We start from the raw sequence: 12,983 nt of genomic DNA, 5'->3' as shown, positions 1-12,983 counted from the left end.
CGATCCTGCGCCTATCCTGTGGGCAACGGTAATTTGATCCAATAAACAGGTTATGGAATCAGGCATTTCTTTCGATTAATGCCTGATTCTATTTTTTTAAAGAAATACCCTTGGGGTATGCTTTCATGATGAAAGGGAGGAACGCAATGAAGTTCGAATATACATATCGGAACACAGCGGCGGATATCTGGCAGTTATCCATGTATTATATTTATGGCTCTCTGGTAGGAGTTTGCAATATCATTTTCACCACCGCGGTTTTTGTGCTTGGGACCGTCAGATGGAATTCAAACGGCCTTTTTTTTCAAAATCTGTATCATACTGGCCTTTTGCCTGTTCCCTTTGATTCAGCCTGTTTTAGTTTACTGGAAGGCGTGGAAGCAGGCGGCAGCCATCAGTCAGGACACCCTGGTGTGCTTTGATGATCAGGGAATCCATGTTAAAATGGGAGAGAAATGTTCGGAAATCAGATGGGAAAAAATCAAGAGAATTGCGAGGAAACCCAATATGATCCTGATTTTTTCCGATTCTACCCATGGGTTTGTACTGACGACCAGGGTATTAAAAGAAGAAAAAGATGAGTTTTATGCCTATGTTGTCTCAAAGATCAAGACAGCCGGAAGGAGAACGGCTTCATAGGGAACCGGAATCAGAACCAAAGATCTGCCTGCGCAGGCGGCAGCCGGTAGGGGTTGCGGCAAGGCCGCCCTCTGAGGTTTCCTTTAAGGCGGAAGACATGAGGTCGCCCACCTGCTTCATAGCCAGGATCACCTCATCTGCAGGAATGGCGCTTGTGATTCCGGCACAGGCAAGCTCTGAGGCGGTAAAGGCATTGGCAACTCCCATGGCATTGCGCTTGATACAGGGAACCTCTACCAGTCCTGCCACCGGGTCGCAGACCAGGCCCATGGTATTTTTTAAGGCAATGGCACAGCTGTCGGAAACCATCTGGGGCGTTCCTCCAAAGATTTCCGTAAGAGCCGCCGCTGCCATGGCGGATGCTGATCCAACCTCTGCCTGGCATCCTCCCTCAGCTCCGGCGATGCTGGCGCATTTGGCAATGACCATACCAATGGCCGATGCGGTGAACAGGGACATGATGATATCATGCTTTGGCAAGTCAAATTCTTCCATCACGGAAATAAGTGCTGACGGTATGACTCCGCAGGAGCCTGCCGTAGGTGCAGCCACGATCTGTCCCATGCAGGAGTTGTATTCCGTCACCGCCAGGGCCATGCTAATGGCGTTGCCAAGAAGATGGCCGTAATGGTTTTTTTCCTTCATCCACCGCCTTTTTTTAATTTGGCAGCAGCCCCTCCGGAAAGTCCGCTGGAAGAACGGAGTGTCTTATCCATGCCGTTTAAGACAGACTCTTTCATGACCTCAAAGCTGTTTTCCATGGTGGAGTAGACGGCTTCCTCAGGGGTTTCCATATCCTCGGCCTGCTGCTTAAGCACAATTTCCGATATTTTTTTTATTGGAAGATGAAGCAGCTGATACAAGCTCTTCCACGGAATTATATTTTAACTGCATAGGTTCCTCCTGATCAGTTTAATTTTAACAAAATCGTATTGTATACATGAGGGATGGTCTGGATCTGCGAAACCAGGGACTGGTCAACAACAGAATCCATTTCAATGGTCATGATGGCAAGTCCCCGCTTTTCCTGCCTGTTTAAGCGGAAATTGCAGATGTTGGCATTGCCCGCGGCCACCAGGTTCGTAACATGGGCGATGATGCCGGGAATATCCTGATGCATGACGATCAGGGTGGTATTCTGCCCGGTAAAATAAACCTCCATGTCATTTACCTTGTTTATGACGATGTTGCCGCCTCCCACCGATGCTCCCTGGACGGAGATGCTGCTGCCTGATCCGAGGTAAGGGTGACCAGCGCCGTGTTTGGATGGGCATTTTCAATGTTACCGTTGTGGATGGTGACGGATATCCCTTGCTCTTTCGCTGTTTCAAGGCTTGTGCGGATTCCCGGGTCCCAGGGATCCAGCTTTAAGATTCCTCCCACAATGGCTTTGTCTGTGCCGTGCCCTTTATATGTTTTAGCAAAGGATCCGTGGAACAGGATATCTGCCTTTGCCACAGGAGCACCTAAAGCAGGGCAGCCGTTTTGCCGATACGGGCAGCACCAGCCGTATGGGAGCTGGAAGGCCCGATCATAACAGGGCCGATAATATCAAATACATTCATGGCAATTCTCCAATTCCAGGTATTGTTTCTCTGATTTGTTTAAAGGGGCTTAAATTCCGGATTTCGTCCGAGAAATTCCGTATAATAAGAAAATCCGCATTGCCTTAGAAGTTCTCTGGCTGTCTGAAAGTCTGCTCCCAAATCTTCCGGTATATGGCGTCGGAACCGATGGTTATGATCTCCCCGCCTAATTCCTTATAACGCTTTAAAACATCAGCACATGGGTTTGGCTGTCCGATCCCTTTTCGGAAACCGGCCGTGTTGCATTCAATTCCTTTTCCCCGCTCTATAATTTCTCTTAAAATATCATCAAGAATATCCCGGTATGCTTCGTAGCTGTAGTAAAGAGCCTTATTTGGGCCATAACGGACAATGTAGTCGATATGGCTGCCACGTCATAGTTGTCTATATTTTTCACATTATCCAGTGTGGCCTGGAAATACTGAAGATATGCCTTCTGTTCTCCTCTTCCTTCAAAAAAACTCCGGATAAGCAGGATCCTTTCTGTTAATAAAATGGGTGGAGCCGATGACGAAATCAAAGGGATAGCCTGATAACAGTTCCCTGTAGTATTCCTTTAAATGAGTCTGAAGTCCCAGCTCGATCCCTATGCGAAGGTCGATCCGGCCTTTGTATTCTTCTCTTAAGGCAGACATTGCTTCAAAATACTGGTCTGTCTGAAGGGTAAAATCGATGACAGAGTCCACGTCATAATCATGGTGGTCCGTAACACAGAGGGATGTCATTCCAAGGCTTATGGCCCGTTCCAGCTGGGTCCGCATGGGAGTTTGGGAATCTCCTGAGAAATTTGTGTGAAAATGATAATCTGGCAGCATGGGGTTCTCCTTTCAAGAATTAAATTCATTATAATCAATCTAAGGCTGAAAAGCAACGCAGGGGAGTGGAGTTTTACCGAAAGAAATTTGATAAAGTAAAAAAAATTACCTTTTCAGCAAAATAATTAAATTCAGTAATCCATCCACCTGGGATATACTTTAAGAAAACTACCGGTATGAAAGGATGGGATATTGGGATGAAATATGAGTTTATAGGAAATCAGGGCGATTTTTATATGGAAAATCCGGATCTGACCAGCTATTTGTATTTTCCCCTGGCAAATGAGTCCGGGGTAATGAGCTGTGTATCTCCTGATCTGGGAGGGGACAGTAAGATGGATCAAAATTCCTTTTTTTATGCCTCCGGTCAGCTGTGAAAATCTACATAATGACAAATCCTCCAGAAATGTATGGTGCAGGGTTGACGGGGCGGTATTGTGGTCCCTGACCGGCCGTTCTTCCTGGCAGCAGGCCCGGCTTTTTTTCTGAAAACAAGGAAGAGGTGGCTGTGGAAGCGGGCTTTATGCATCATAAGCTAACCAGAACTTCAAAACAACTGGGTATCAAAGGGTCAATCAGCAGCCTTGTTCCGGCCACCGGGGAGAGGGTGGAGCTGATGAAAATCCAGATAGAAAATATCTCGGAAGAATATAAAAGTCTTCAGATCGTTACGGCCATTCCTCTCTATGCCCGGTCTGCGGATAATATCAGGGACCACCGGCATGTAACCTCCCTTCTCCATCGAATTAAGACGAAGTCTTCCGGAGTCATTGTGACTCCCACTATGACTTTTGATGAACGGGGCCATAAGAGAAACCACCGGGCTTACGGCGTGTTCGGTGGGAATGACTCCCAGCATCCTGTGGGGTATTACCCGGTTTTAGAGGATTTTACAGGGGAAGGCGGCAATCTTGAAAATCCAAAAGCCTTGTATGAAATCCCTTTAAAGCCTCAGGGGTTGGATTTTGAGACAGGCGGTTATGAAGCTCTGGGAGGGCTTTGTTTCCAGGAATGCCGGATAGGGCCTAAGGAAAAGATAACTTATCTTGTAGCTATGGGATATGGAGACACGGAAGAAGAACTGATACATAGCTGTGAGCAGTTTCTTAATGAAACAGCATTTGACAGGTGCAGGAAACAAACAGCAGAATATTGGAACCAAAAGGTCAATGTGAGGTTTCACACAGGTAACTCCATTTTTGACCGCTGGATGCGGTGGGTAAGCTTTCAGCCCATGCTGCGGAGAATTTACGGCTGCTCTTTTTTTGCCCCATCATGACTATGGAAAAGGCGGACGGGGCTGGAGAGACTTATGGCAGGACTGCCTGGCATTGCTAATGATGGACTCGTCAGGGGTCCGCCAGATGTTAATTGATAACTTTGGCGGGGTGCGGATGGATGGGACCAATGCGACGATCATTGGAAGCGGGCAGGGAGAGTTTATTGCAGATAGAAACAACATTACAAGGGTCTGGATGGACCATGGGGTATGGCCCTTTTTGACCACGGAATTATACATCCACCAAACCGGGGATCTTGGGATCCTGCTGGAAAACAACAGCTATTTTAAGGATATGCAGGTCTGCCGCGGAGAGGAAAAGGATCTTAAGTGGAAGACAGAAGACGGGGAACGGCTGCGGGATGACAAGGACCAGGTTTATTCAGGAACCCTCCTGGAACATCTGCTGGTTCAAAACCTCACATCCTTTTACGATGTGGGAGAGCATAACCACATCAGGCTCAGGGGCGCAGACTGGAATGATGCCCTGGACTTAGCTTCCCGGAGAGGGGAGAGCGTAGCCTTTACCTGTATGTATGGGTATAACTTAAAGGGGCTTGCCGATTTCCTGGAAAAACTGAAAGAACAGGGAGTGGAAGAATTTGAAGTTGCCGAAGAAATGAGGCAGCTTATGGCAGAAGACAGGACAGTTTATGATGACATCGGGAAGAAACAGGAAATGCTGATTCGTTATTGCGAAAGCTGCTCCCACTCCATTTCCGGAAAAAAGGCAATGATAAAAGGAGAGAAACTTCAGGAGGATTTGCGGACAAAGGCTTCCTGGATATACGATCATATACGGGAAACGGAATGGACCACTTCAAGGGAAGGGTTTGGCTGGTACAACGGATACTACGACAATTCCGGAAACAAAGTGGAGGGTGAAACAGAAGCAGGGGTTCGCATGATGCTCACCAGCCAGGTGTTTTCCCTCATGTCGGGAGTTGCAACGGACCGGCAGGTGAAGGAGATCATGAAGGCTTCCGATGCTTATCTTTACAGAGAGGAAATCGGAGGATACCGTTTAAATACGGATTTCCACGAGGTAAAAATGGATTTAGGCAGGATGTTTGGTTTTGCTTATGGACACAAGGAAAACGGAGCAGTATTCTCCCATATGGCCACCATGTTTGGGAATGCCTTGTACAGGCGAAACGCGTCAAAGGAAGGATATCATGCCCTCATATCCTTATTTGACCATTGCAGCGATTCCGAAAAGAGCAGGATATATCCGGGAATTCCTGAATATGTGAATGCCAGGGGAAGAGGAATGTATCACTATCTGACAGGAGCCGCAAGCTGGTATCTGGTTACGGTTGTCACTCAGATGTTTGGAATCAGAGGGTATTATGGGAATCTGGTTTTTAAGCCCCAGCTTTTGAAGGAACAGTTTGACAATCAGCATGAGGCTTCGGTTTCTCTAATATTTGCCGGAAAAAACGTAAAGATTATTTACAAAAATCCCCGGAATTTAGACCCGGATACTTATGGAATAACCGGTATTTCATTGAATGGGATTCCCTGCCAAAGCCTTGGTGGGGAATGGAACATTAAAAGAGAAGAACTATTAAAATTACCGGATCAGGAGCTTCATACCATCACGGTTGATTTAAATGCAGTATAAGCGGTCAGTGTTTAACGCCAGGTATAGGAACGGATTAGGAATATTTGCTTTATTTAGGAGGACAGAATGGAAAGAGAATTGATTGATATCATTAAGATTTCGCAAGAGGGATATACCCTCTTGTGGATTATCAGACATGGAGAGTGGCAGTGCTTAAGTTTTGCGATGACGTAAGAGCAGAAAACCTGGATTCCATGCAGAGACACCTGGAAACAGATGAGGTATTTGTATTGCTGGAAGGCAGCTGCGTCCTGATTTCAGGAGGGAATGGAGAACGGCCAGGAGAGATGGAATGTGTGAAAATGGTAAAAAAAACCAGCTCTATAACGTGAAGAAAGGTGTCTGGCACACTCATGCCCTGGATGAGGAAGGGAGTGTCCTGATTATTGAAAATCAGGATACCTGCGATAAGAATTCCCCGACTGAGTTTTTAAACAGGGAGCAGATAGAGGCAATCCGAACTTTCTTTTGACATCCCATGCCAAACTCGCTAGAATAAGGGTGAAAAATCATATTTATGGGAGGCTGCTATGACTGGTCTGATGGCTGCATGGAAGAACATGAGGATTAAGACAAAGATCCTGATTATGTATTTAACGGTCGTATTATTATCCTTTGTAATCACCTTTTCGGTCCTGTCTGTCATTAACAGCTCCTACACGAAAAGAGAAATTATGGGAGCAGGCACTCAGACGGTCAGCGCCCTTAAGGGAAATTTATCCCTGATCTTTGATAATGTGACCCAGTTCTCAAACCTGATCTATTTTGATAGAAATGTTCAGGAGGCTTTAAGAAATGTGGATAACAGGGCCATTGATCCGTCTATCCAGAGAACCATCAAGCAGAGTCTGGTGAATATGATCCTGTCAGGGGAATATATTTCCAGCGTCCTGATTATGGATTCCTATCATAATGTGTACAGCTCTTATAAAAAGACGCCCAAGGGCATATACGGAGAAAAGATTCTGGAATCCGAGTGGTACCGGCATCTAAGTGAGCGCAGGGGAAACGGTTTTTTTATGAAAGGCAGCGAGGGGGTCATTGAATTTTATGGAGACACTCCTTATATTACCTATATCCGGGAAATCCGGGATGAAAATACATATAAGCCTCTGGCCATCCTGCTGGTTACGGTCAATGAGGAAACAATACGCAATTACTTTAATGGGGTCAGCAATTCCAGTGACAGTGATTTTTACATCCTGGGCAATGAAGATGAATACATTGTGGCCCCTGGGAATGCCGGACAGCGGACTGGTGAGAACCGGCTGGTGATCACCCAGGACATTGGCATCGAAAACTGGAAGCTGGCCGGATCCTTTCAGCTGGATAATATGACTGCCATGGCGCCCTATTATTCCACCGTTATCCTGCTGATCATGTGTATGAATGTTGCGTTTGTCTTTGTCTGTTCGGTCATGCTCACCCGTTTTATCTTCCATCCCCTGTTAAAGGTGGAAAAGCATATGATGTTGGTGGAAAAGGGCCAGTTTGATGAAATGGAGGTGGACCAGCAGAAAAATGAAATCAATAATCTAAAACGGGTATTTAATCATATGGCAAGATCCATTAAAAACCTGATCCAAAAAGTAAAGGAAGAAGAGCAGATCATTGCAAAGGTGGAACTGGATCTGCTTCAGGCTCAGATTAATCCCCATTTCCTTTATAATACCCTTGATGCGGTATCCGCGCTTGCACTCATGCGGGATTATGATAATTGCTTTAAAATGACTCAGGCCCTGGGCAGTTTTTACAGGAACAGCTTAAACAGCGGATTGGATTTTATTACGGTAAAGGATGAAATAAGTTGTATACAAAGCTATTTGACCATCTTAAATATCCGCTATGACAATGAAATAAAGGTAGAGGTGGACGTGGAAGAAGAGGTGAAGGACTGCAGGATATTAAAGCTGCTTTTACAGCCTTTGGTAGAGAACGCCGTCCACCATGGGATCAAGCCAAGGGAAGGAAAAGGAACCATTTCCATCAAGACCTTTTCCGATGAGGATGAAATTATTTTTCTGGTGTCTGATGACGGGGTAGGCATGAGCGAGGAAAAGATCGAAGAAATCATGGAAGGGAGGACAGTGACCGGTAAGTCGGGATTTGGCCTTTATAACCTGATGCAGCGGATTACCCTCTACCATGGAATCAGGCAGCCGGTCCTTATCCACAGTGAGATCGGAAATGGGACAGAAATAGCAGTAAGAGTAAAGCGTATGGAAGCAAAGGGGTTGGAACATGGAGATCAAGGTACTGATTGTGGATGATGAAAAACTGGAACGGGTGCTGATCAAAAGAGGATTTCCTTGGGAAGATCATGGATTTTCAGTCATTGGGGAGGCTTCCTCCGGTACGGAAGCCTTGGAATTTATAAAATACAGAAAACCGGAGTTGGTTTTAACCGATATTAATATGCCCCATATGGATGGTCTGGAGCTGGCGGAACATATTTCCGTTTTGGATGAGAGCATTCATGTAATTATGATCACAGGATACCGGGAATTTGAATACGCAAGGCGTGCGGTAAAGCTTGGAGTAGAAGATTTTCTTTTAAAACCCATTGATATGAATGAGCTGAAGGAAATCGTACTTAAGATCAGAGGGAAAATCTTAAAGGAAAAGGCCCGCCGCAAGGAGGTGGAGATGTTAAAGCAGAGTGTTTCTGCCGACCAGGACATCTTAATGGAAAGCTTCTTTCAGCGGCTGGTGGAAAAGCGGACCAGTGAGGAGGAAGCGGAGAAAAAGCTTCTTGCCTATGGCTGTGAAGCGCTGCTAGAAGGGTGCTGCTGCTTAAATCTCCACTTAAAAGAGGAACGGTCAGGGGGAGCAGACGGCAGCCTCCATAAAAGGGCCATGGAACTCCTTGGCAGGGATCCCATTGACGGAACCATATCCTTTCTTCATTACATGAAAAATATCATCTTGTTTTGTACGGCCAGGCGCTTAAAGGACAGCGGGGAAATTGCGAGGCAGATCCATCAGAGACTGAGGGAAAACTGCATTGGTTCCACCATTGGAATCAGCCGAAGCCATGAAGGCTATGGGGGGATTGCAGAGTCCTTTGCTGAGTCGGAACATGCCCTAAGCGCATCGGTGCTTTTAGGGGATAACCGGATCATCACGTACGAAGAATATATGCATATTATGGAAAAAAATCCGGATAAGCTGGCCTTTGACTGGGGGGACTTCCTTTTTTCCCTGACCAATGGAATTTCCGACAGGGTGTCTGCTGCAATCGGGGATTATGTGGAAGGAGTCCGGAACTCAAGAGTAACAGAAGTGGAATATTTAAGGCTTACGGTTATGGATCTAATGTCTAAGGCCGGAAGTACCCTTAATAAGTATGGGGTCAGCCTGGAACAGCTCATAGGAGAAGACCGTCTGTATGAATCCATACAGTCCATACAAACGGTGGAAGAGTGCCGTCCGTTTTTGGATGAATCCATCCGTATGATTCTCAACTATCATAACAGCAAGAAAGCAAAGCAGGGAAATAAGGTGGTAAACGAGGCCCTGGAATATATCGATGAAAACTTTTGCGATCCCGTGCTTTCTCTTAAAACTGTAGCTTCGGCGGTCTTTTCCAATGAAAGCTACTTAAGCAGGGTATTTAAAAAGGAGACAGGTCAGAGCCTGATTGAATATGTCCTGAAAAAAAGGATTGAAGAGAGCATCCGCCTTCTTAATACAACGGATTTCAAGGTATACGAAATAGCAGAAAAGGTGGGATTCCGGGATTCCCATTACTTTGGCATCTGCTTTAAAAAGCATGTGGGAGTAACCGTTAAGGAGTTTAAGCAAAGGTAGTAAAATTTCTAACCTTTTGGGTCAAAATATTAAATTGAGTTAAAAAAAGAGTTTCGGTATACTGGTATCAGAAGGAAACAAAGAAAACCCAGGAGGAGATTGATATGAAAAAAGGTTTATTAAAAAGAGTTTCAGCCGTGGCACTTACGGCAGCCCTGGCAGCAGGCATGACAGGCTGTGGAAGCAAAGGCAGTGTCGCTCCAACAAACGCCGGCAGTTCAGGGGAGGGAAAGACAGAAAAGACGGTGTTAAATGTCTGGCACCAGTGGTCCAATGATACCAATGAACTTAAGAAAAAAATATGATGAGGCGGTTGCTGCTTACCTGGCGGAAAATCCCGATGTGGAAATCAACACCCAGACTCTGGATACAGAGGCTTATAAGACGAAGATCTCCGCGGAGTTTGCAGGAGATGCAAAGGGAATTGATGTGTTCTATTACTGGGGGGCAGGAACCGCAAAAAAGATGGTCAATGCGGATAAACTCCTTCCTCTGGATTCCTATATCACAGATGAGATTAAGGGAAAACTTCTGGAAGGCTCTACAGCAGCTTTTGAATACAATGGAAAAGCCTATTCTCTTCCTTCCTTTTCCTGGTACATGACCTTATACTGCAATAAGGCCTTATTCGAACAGGCAGGAGCAGAGCTTCCTGATACATATGACAAACTGGTATCCGCAGTTGAAAAGCTGAAGGCCCTTGAAGGGGTAACTCCTTTGGCTTCCGGCGCAAAGGATGGCTGGAATGCGGCATTTATCTATCAGGCGCTGGCACTGCGAACTGTAGGGGCAGAGGAAATCAACAAGATGCTCTCCGTTCAGGCTCCCTTTGAAGGAGATGGCTATGCGGAAGCAGCTGATAAGGTCCAGGAATTATACAAGATGGGCGCATTTGGAGCCAATCCTCTGGAGCAGGGCAACGATGATGCCAATGCAGCCTTTGGCACGGGAAGGGCCGCCATGAGGCTTATTGGAAGCTGGTTTGCTAACGGCATTTATACAGATAAAGCCGTTACCATCAATCCGGAGGATGTGGTGGCAATGAAGATTCCCATGATTACCGGCAAAGGAAATGAAACCGATTATTGCGGCGGATTCGTAGAATCCTTCTGGGTAAATAAGAGCACAAAGAACCCGGAGGAGGCTGCTAAATTCGCAATCTACATAAACGAAAAGATGGGAGAAGCTGCTTATGAGTCAGGCACAGGCTTCAGCGGCTGGAAAACAGAGGTGGATGAAAAGGGCTTAAATCCTCTTTTCGTACAGATCAAGGATCTTCTTTCCCAAGGAAAGACCTCAGTCCTTGCATGGGATACCTCTCTTGATGCGGAGCCTGCCACCATTCACAATGAACAGGTGCAGACCCTGTCGCTCCAGGCGCCGATACGGGGGAGTTTATAAAGGAACATGAAGCAGCTATTAATAAGTAAGTAAGAGCAAAGGGGGTATCGCTTACAGAAACAGGCGATACCCATTTTTGCCCAAAGGAGATTGATCATGAATAACATGTTGGGAAAAAAGAGATTTGTGGCCTGCTTTGTGCTGCCTGCGCTCATCCTGTTTATCAGCTTTAGTATGATTCCCCTCTTTATTTCCGGAGCCTACAGTTTGTTCCAGTACGATGGCATGGGGAAAATGAAGTTTATCGGACATGGAAATTACATAAGGCTGTTTGCAGAGGATCGCCACTTTGTAAAGGCCGTTTTAAATTCCTTTCTTTTAGTGGGCGCATCCTTACTCATTCAGCTGCCCATCTCCCTTTTTCTGGCTATGGTCCTGGCAAGAGGGGTAAAAGGAGAAAAGTTCTTTCGTACCGTTTACTTTTTACCGGTGGTTATTTCCAGTATGGTAATCGGCCAGCTTTGGATGAAAATGTTCAACAGCGAATATGGACTTTTAAACCAGCTGATCCGCGCCCTGGGAGCCTCTGATTTTACCTATTCCTGGCTTTCCAATCCAAAAACTGCATTTCTCTCCACTCTGATTCCTGCGGTGTGGCAGTACATCGGTTATCATATGCTGATTTTTATGCAGGGATCAAGGCCATTTCCCAGGATTATTATGAGGCGGCCCAAATTGATGGCGCCAGCAAGTGGCAGGTGAATACAAAGATTACCCTGCCCCTCTTAGCTCCGGTTATCAAGACCTGTGTCATATTCTCCATTACCGGTTCCCTAAGAGCCTTTGACTTAATCTATGTCATGACCGGAGGCGGCCCAAACCATGCCAGTGAAGTGCCTGCAACCCTGATGTACAACAATTTATTCCGCAGAGGCCTATACGGGTATGGAAGCGCACAGGCATTTTTCATTGTAGTAGAATGCCTGCTGCTTACCTTTATTGTGAGCAGGCTGTTTAAAAAAAGCGGAAGAAAATGCATCAGCCATATAAATGAGGAGACGGTCCTATGAAGATGAAAAAAAAGATAAAGTTTTTGCTGCTGTGCCTCATTGCACTGACTCAGCTTTTTCCCTTATATTGGCTTTTTACCTTTTCCTTAAAAAGCAATGGAGAAATATTTGGAGAAAACCCCATCGGGCTTCCCCAGATCTGGAGATGGGAAAATTACGGAAATGCGTTTACCCAGACAAACTTAATCCGGTACTTTTTAAACTCCATATTTTATTCCATGGCCACCGTGGCTGTTGCAGGGATTTTATCTGCCATGCTGCTTATGCCATAGCCAGAATGAAATGGAAGCTAAAATCCCTGGTATTTGGAGTTTTCGCATTGGGAATTATGATTCCGGCCCAGGCCGCCCTGCTGCCCCTGTTTCAGGTACTTGATAAAACTGGATTAAAGGGAGGATACTTAGGGCTGCTTATTCCTTATATTTCGGGAGCTCTTCCCATGAGCATCATGATATTAATCGGATTTTACAAAAGCATCCCCATAGAAATAGAAGAGGCAGCCTGTATTGACGGCTGCGGGATTTTCCGGTGCTTTGCAGCCATTATACTTCCCATCGTCAAGCCGGCGGTTGCCACTGCTTCTATTTTTACCTTTTTAGGAACCTGGAATGAGCTGATGTTAGCCAATACCTTTGTGGACAGCGACCGGTACCGTACCTTGCCCGTGGGAATCATGTCCTTTGCGGGCCAATATTCCACTGATTGGGGTCTGATCGGAGCGGGCATGGTCATTGCCACCCTGCCCACCATTGTTATTTATTTTATGCTGAGCAATCAGATTCAGGATAGCCTGGTTGCAGGTGCGGTGAAAGGATGATG

The 12,983-nt window shown here is 45.9% G+C and carries 18 protein-coding genes and 1 pseudogene; 15 read left to right on the top strand and 4 right to left on the bottom strand.

The genetic code is table 11. The features are described 5' to 3' along the window. Positions 1–146 precede the first annotated feature (146 nt). Together JCM10519_RS31245 and JCM10519_RS31240 are read left to right on the top strand one after the other, a co-directional pair. Positions 147–422: a hypothetical protein gene (locus JCM10519_RS31245; RefSeq protein ID WP_347844585.1), complete on the top strand. Its 276-nt coding sequence runs from the start codon at positions 147–149 to the stop codon at positions 420–422. Further along, positions 412–639: a YcxB family protein gene (locus JCM10519_RS31240; RefSeq protein ID WP_347844584.1), complete on the top strand. Its 228-nt coding sequence runs from the start codon at positions 412–414 to the stop codon at positions 637–639. Before JCM10519_RS31245 ends, JCM10519_RS31240 begins: the two co-directional genes overlap by 11 nt. Here JCM10519_RS31240 and sdaAA read toward each other — a convergent pair. The 4 genes and pseudogenes from sdaAA to JCM10519_RS31230 all read right to left on the bottom strand — a co-directional run bounded on the left by sdaAA (position 634) and on the right by JCM10519_RS31230 (position 3,040). Further along, positions 634–1,284 carry an L-serine ammonia-lyase, iron-sulfur-dependent, subunit alpha gene (sdaAA, locus tag JCM10519_RS17165; protein ID WP_347844583.1) on the bottom strand — a complete coding sequence of 217 codons (651 nt, stop codon included), beginning with the start codon at positions 1,282–1,284 and terminating at the stop codon, positions 634–636. The genes JCM10519_RS31240 and sdaAA overlap by 6 nt on opposite strands. After that, a complete protein-coding gene (locus JCM10519_RS31235; RefSeq protein ID WP_347844582.1) occupies positions 1,281–1,433 on the bottom strand; it encodes a hypothetical protein in 153 nt (50 codons plus the stop codon). Before JCM10519_RS31235 ends, sdaAA begins: the two co-directional genes overlap by 4 nt. A gap of 113 nt (positions 1,434–1,546) precedes the next feature. Beyond that, positions 1,547–2,204 (bottom strand): annotated as a pseudogene (gene sdaAB / locus JCM10519_RS17160) (L-serine ammonia-lyase, iron-sulfur-dependent subunit beta). 473 nt (positions 2,205–2,677) lie between these two features. Further along, positions 2,678–3,040, bottom strand: coding sequence for a histidinol-phosphatase HisJ family protein (locus JCM10519_RS31230; protein WP_347844581.1), 363 nt, complete (start codon positions 3,038–3,040; stop codon positions 2,678–2,680). A 197-nt stretch (positions 3,041–3,237) separates the two neighbouring features. On the opposite strand from JCM10519_RS31230, the gene JCM10519_RS31225 reads away from it, so the two are divergent. The 13 genes from JCM10519_RS31225 to JCM10519_RS17115 all read left to right on the top strand — a co-directional run bounded on the left by JCM10519_RS31225 (position 3,238) and on the right by JCM10519_RS17115 (position 12,981). Beyond that, positions 3,238–3,417 carry a hypothetical protein gene (locus tag JCM10519_RS31225; protein WP_347844580.1) on the top strand — a complete coding sequence of 60 codons (180 nt, stop codon included), beginning with the start codon at positions 3,238–3,240 and terminating at the stop codon, positions 3,415–3,417. Positions 3,418–3,548: 131 nt separating this feature from the next. Continuing rightward, positions 3,549–4,319 (top strand): hypothetical protein, encoded by a 771-nt coding sequence (locus tag JCM10519_RS31220; RefSeq protein WP_347844579.1) that lies wholly within the window; start codon positions 3,549–3,551, stop codon positions 4,317–4,319. Then, the gene (locus tag JCM10519_RS31215) at positions 4,306–5,943 is read left to right on the top strand and encodes a hypothetical protein (protein ID WP_347844578.1); all 1,638 of its coding nucleotides are present in this window, start codon (positions 4,306–4,308) and stop codon (positions 5,941–5,943) included. The genes JCM10519_RS31220 and JCM10519_RS31215 overlap by 14 nt, the downstream gene beginning before the upstream one ends. 122 nt (positions 5,944–6,065) lie before the next feature. Continuing rightward, positions 6,066–6,275 (top strand): hypothetical protein, encoded by a 210-nt coding sequence (locus JCM10519_RS17145; protein ID WP_054740673.1) that lies wholly within the window; start codon positions 6,066–6,068, stop codon positions 6,273–6,275. After that, positions 6,272–6,415, top strand: coding sequence for a hypothetical protein (locus JCM10519_RS17140; RefSeq protein ID WP_347844577.1), 144 nt, complete (start codon positions 6,272–6,274; stop codon positions 6,413–6,415). Before JCM10519_RS17145 ends, JCM10519_RS17140 begins: the two co-directional genes overlap by 4 nt. A gap of 58 nt (positions 6,416–6,473) precedes the next feature. After that, complete coding sequence (locus tag JCM10519_RS17135; protein ID WP_054740669.1) at positions 6,474–8,213, top strand: histidine kinase; 1,740 nt, start codon at positions 6,474–6,476, stop codon at positions 8,211–8,213. Further along, complete coding sequence (locus tag JCM10519_RS17130; RefSeq protein WP_054740666.1) at positions 8,185–9,753, top strand: response regulator; 1,569 nt, start codon at positions 8,185–8,187, stop codon at positions 9,751–9,753. The genes JCM10519_RS17135 and JCM10519_RS17130 overlap by 29 nt, the downstream gene beginning before the upstream one ends. Before the next feature lie 104 nt (positions 9,754–9,857). Continuing rightward, positions 9,858–10,058 carry a hypothetical protein gene (locus tag JCM10519_RS31210; protein ID WP_347844576.1) on the top strand — a complete coding sequence of 67 codons (201 nt, stop codon included), beginning with the start codon at positions 9,858–9,860 and terminating at the stop codon, positions 10,056–10,058. Beyond that, positions 10,036–11,154 carry an extracellular solute-binding protein gene (locus JCM10519_RS17125; protein WP_347844575.1) on the top strand — a complete coding sequence of 373 codons (1,119 nt, stop codon included), beginning with the start codon at positions 10,036–10,038 and terminating at the stop codon, positions 11,152–11,154. The genes JCM10519_RS31210 and JCM10519_RS17125 overlap by 23 nt, the downstream gene beginning before the upstream one ends. Positions 11,155–11,250: 96 nt before the next feature. Then, positions 11,251–11,856 (top strand): sugar ABC transporter permease, encoded by a 606-nt coding sequence (locus JCM10519_RS17120; protein WP_347844574.1) that lies wholly within the window; start codon positions 11,251–11,253, stop codon positions 11,854–11,856. After that, on the top strand, positions 11,748–12,164 hold the full coding sequence (locus JCM10519_RS31205) for a sugar ABC transporter permease (RefSeq protein ID WP_347844573.1): 417 nt from the start codon (positions 11,748–11,750) through the stop codon (positions 12,162–12,164). Before JCM10519_RS17120 ends, JCM10519_RS31205 begins: the two co-directional genes overlap by 109 nt. Next, a complete protein-coding gene (locus JCM10519_RS31200; RefSeq protein ID WP_347844572.1) occupies positions 12,161–12,436 on the top strand; it encodes a hypothetical protein in 276 nt (91 codons plus the stop codon). Before JCM10519_RS31205 ends, JCM10519_RS31200 begins: the two co-directional genes overlap by 4 nt. Before the next feature lie 5 nt (positions 12,437–12,441). After that, positions 12,442–12,981, top strand: a complete 540-nt coding sequence (locus JCM10519_RS17115) for a carbohydrate ABC transporter permease (protein WP_347844571.1) — start codon at positions 12,442–12,444, stop codon at positions 12,979–12,981. Positions 12,982–12,983: the final 2 nt, after the last annotated feature.

This window comes from Clostridium sp. NkU-1 (genome assembly GCA_001312405.1).
Note: the sequence above shows the minus strand (reverse complement) of the source record. Positions and strands in the feature narration are given on the sequence as shown.

Coding starts and splice junctions, on each gene's coding strand:
- JCM10519_RS17125 (WP_347844575.1), top strand. CDS start 10,036: ATGAACTTAAGAAAAAAATATGATGAGGCGGTTGCTGCTTACCTGGCG.
- JCM10519_RS31245 (WP_347844585.1), top strand. CDS start 147: ATGAAGTTCGAATATACATATCGGAACACAGCGGCGGATATCTGGCAG.
- JCM10519_RS31200 (WP_347844572.1), top strand. CDS start 12,161: ATGAAGATGAAAAAAAAGATAAAGTTTTTGCTGCTGTGCCTCATTGCA.
- JCM10519_RS31235 (WP_347844582.1), bottom strand. CDS start 1,433: ATGGAAACCCCTGAGGAAGCCGTCTACTCCACCATGGAAAACAGCTTT.
- JCM10519_RS31225 (WP_347844580.1), top strand. CDS start 3,238: ATGAAATATGAGTTTATAGGAAATCAGGGCGATTTTTATATGGAAAAT.
- JCM10519_RS17120 (WP_347844574.1), top strand. CDS start 11,251: ATGAATAACATGTTGGGAAAAAAGAGATTTGTGGCCTGCTTTGTGCTG.
- JCM10519_RS17115 (WP_347844571.1), top strand. CDS start 12,442: ATGAAATGGAAGCTAAAATCCCTGGTATTTGGAGTTTTCGCATTGGGA.
- JCM10519_RS17130 (WP_054740666.1), top strand. CDS start 8,185: ATGGAGATCAAGGTACTGATTGTGGATGATGAAAAACTGGAACGGGTG.
- JCM10519_RS17135 (WP_054740669.1), top strand. CDS start 6,474: ATGACTGGTCTGATGGCTGCATGGAAGAACATGAGGATTAAGACAAAG.
- JCM10519_RS31230 (WP_347844581.1), bottom strand. CDS start 3,040: ATGCTGCCAGATTATCATTTTCACACAAATTTCTCAGGAGATTCCCAA.
- sdaAA (WP_347844583.1), bottom strand. CDS start 1,284: ATGAAGGAAAAAAACCATTACGGCCATCTTCTTGGCAACGCCATTAGC.
- JCM10519_RS31210 (WP_347844576.1), top strand. CDS start 9,858: ATGAAAAAAGGTTTATTAAAAAGAGTTTCAGCCGTGGCACTTACGGCA.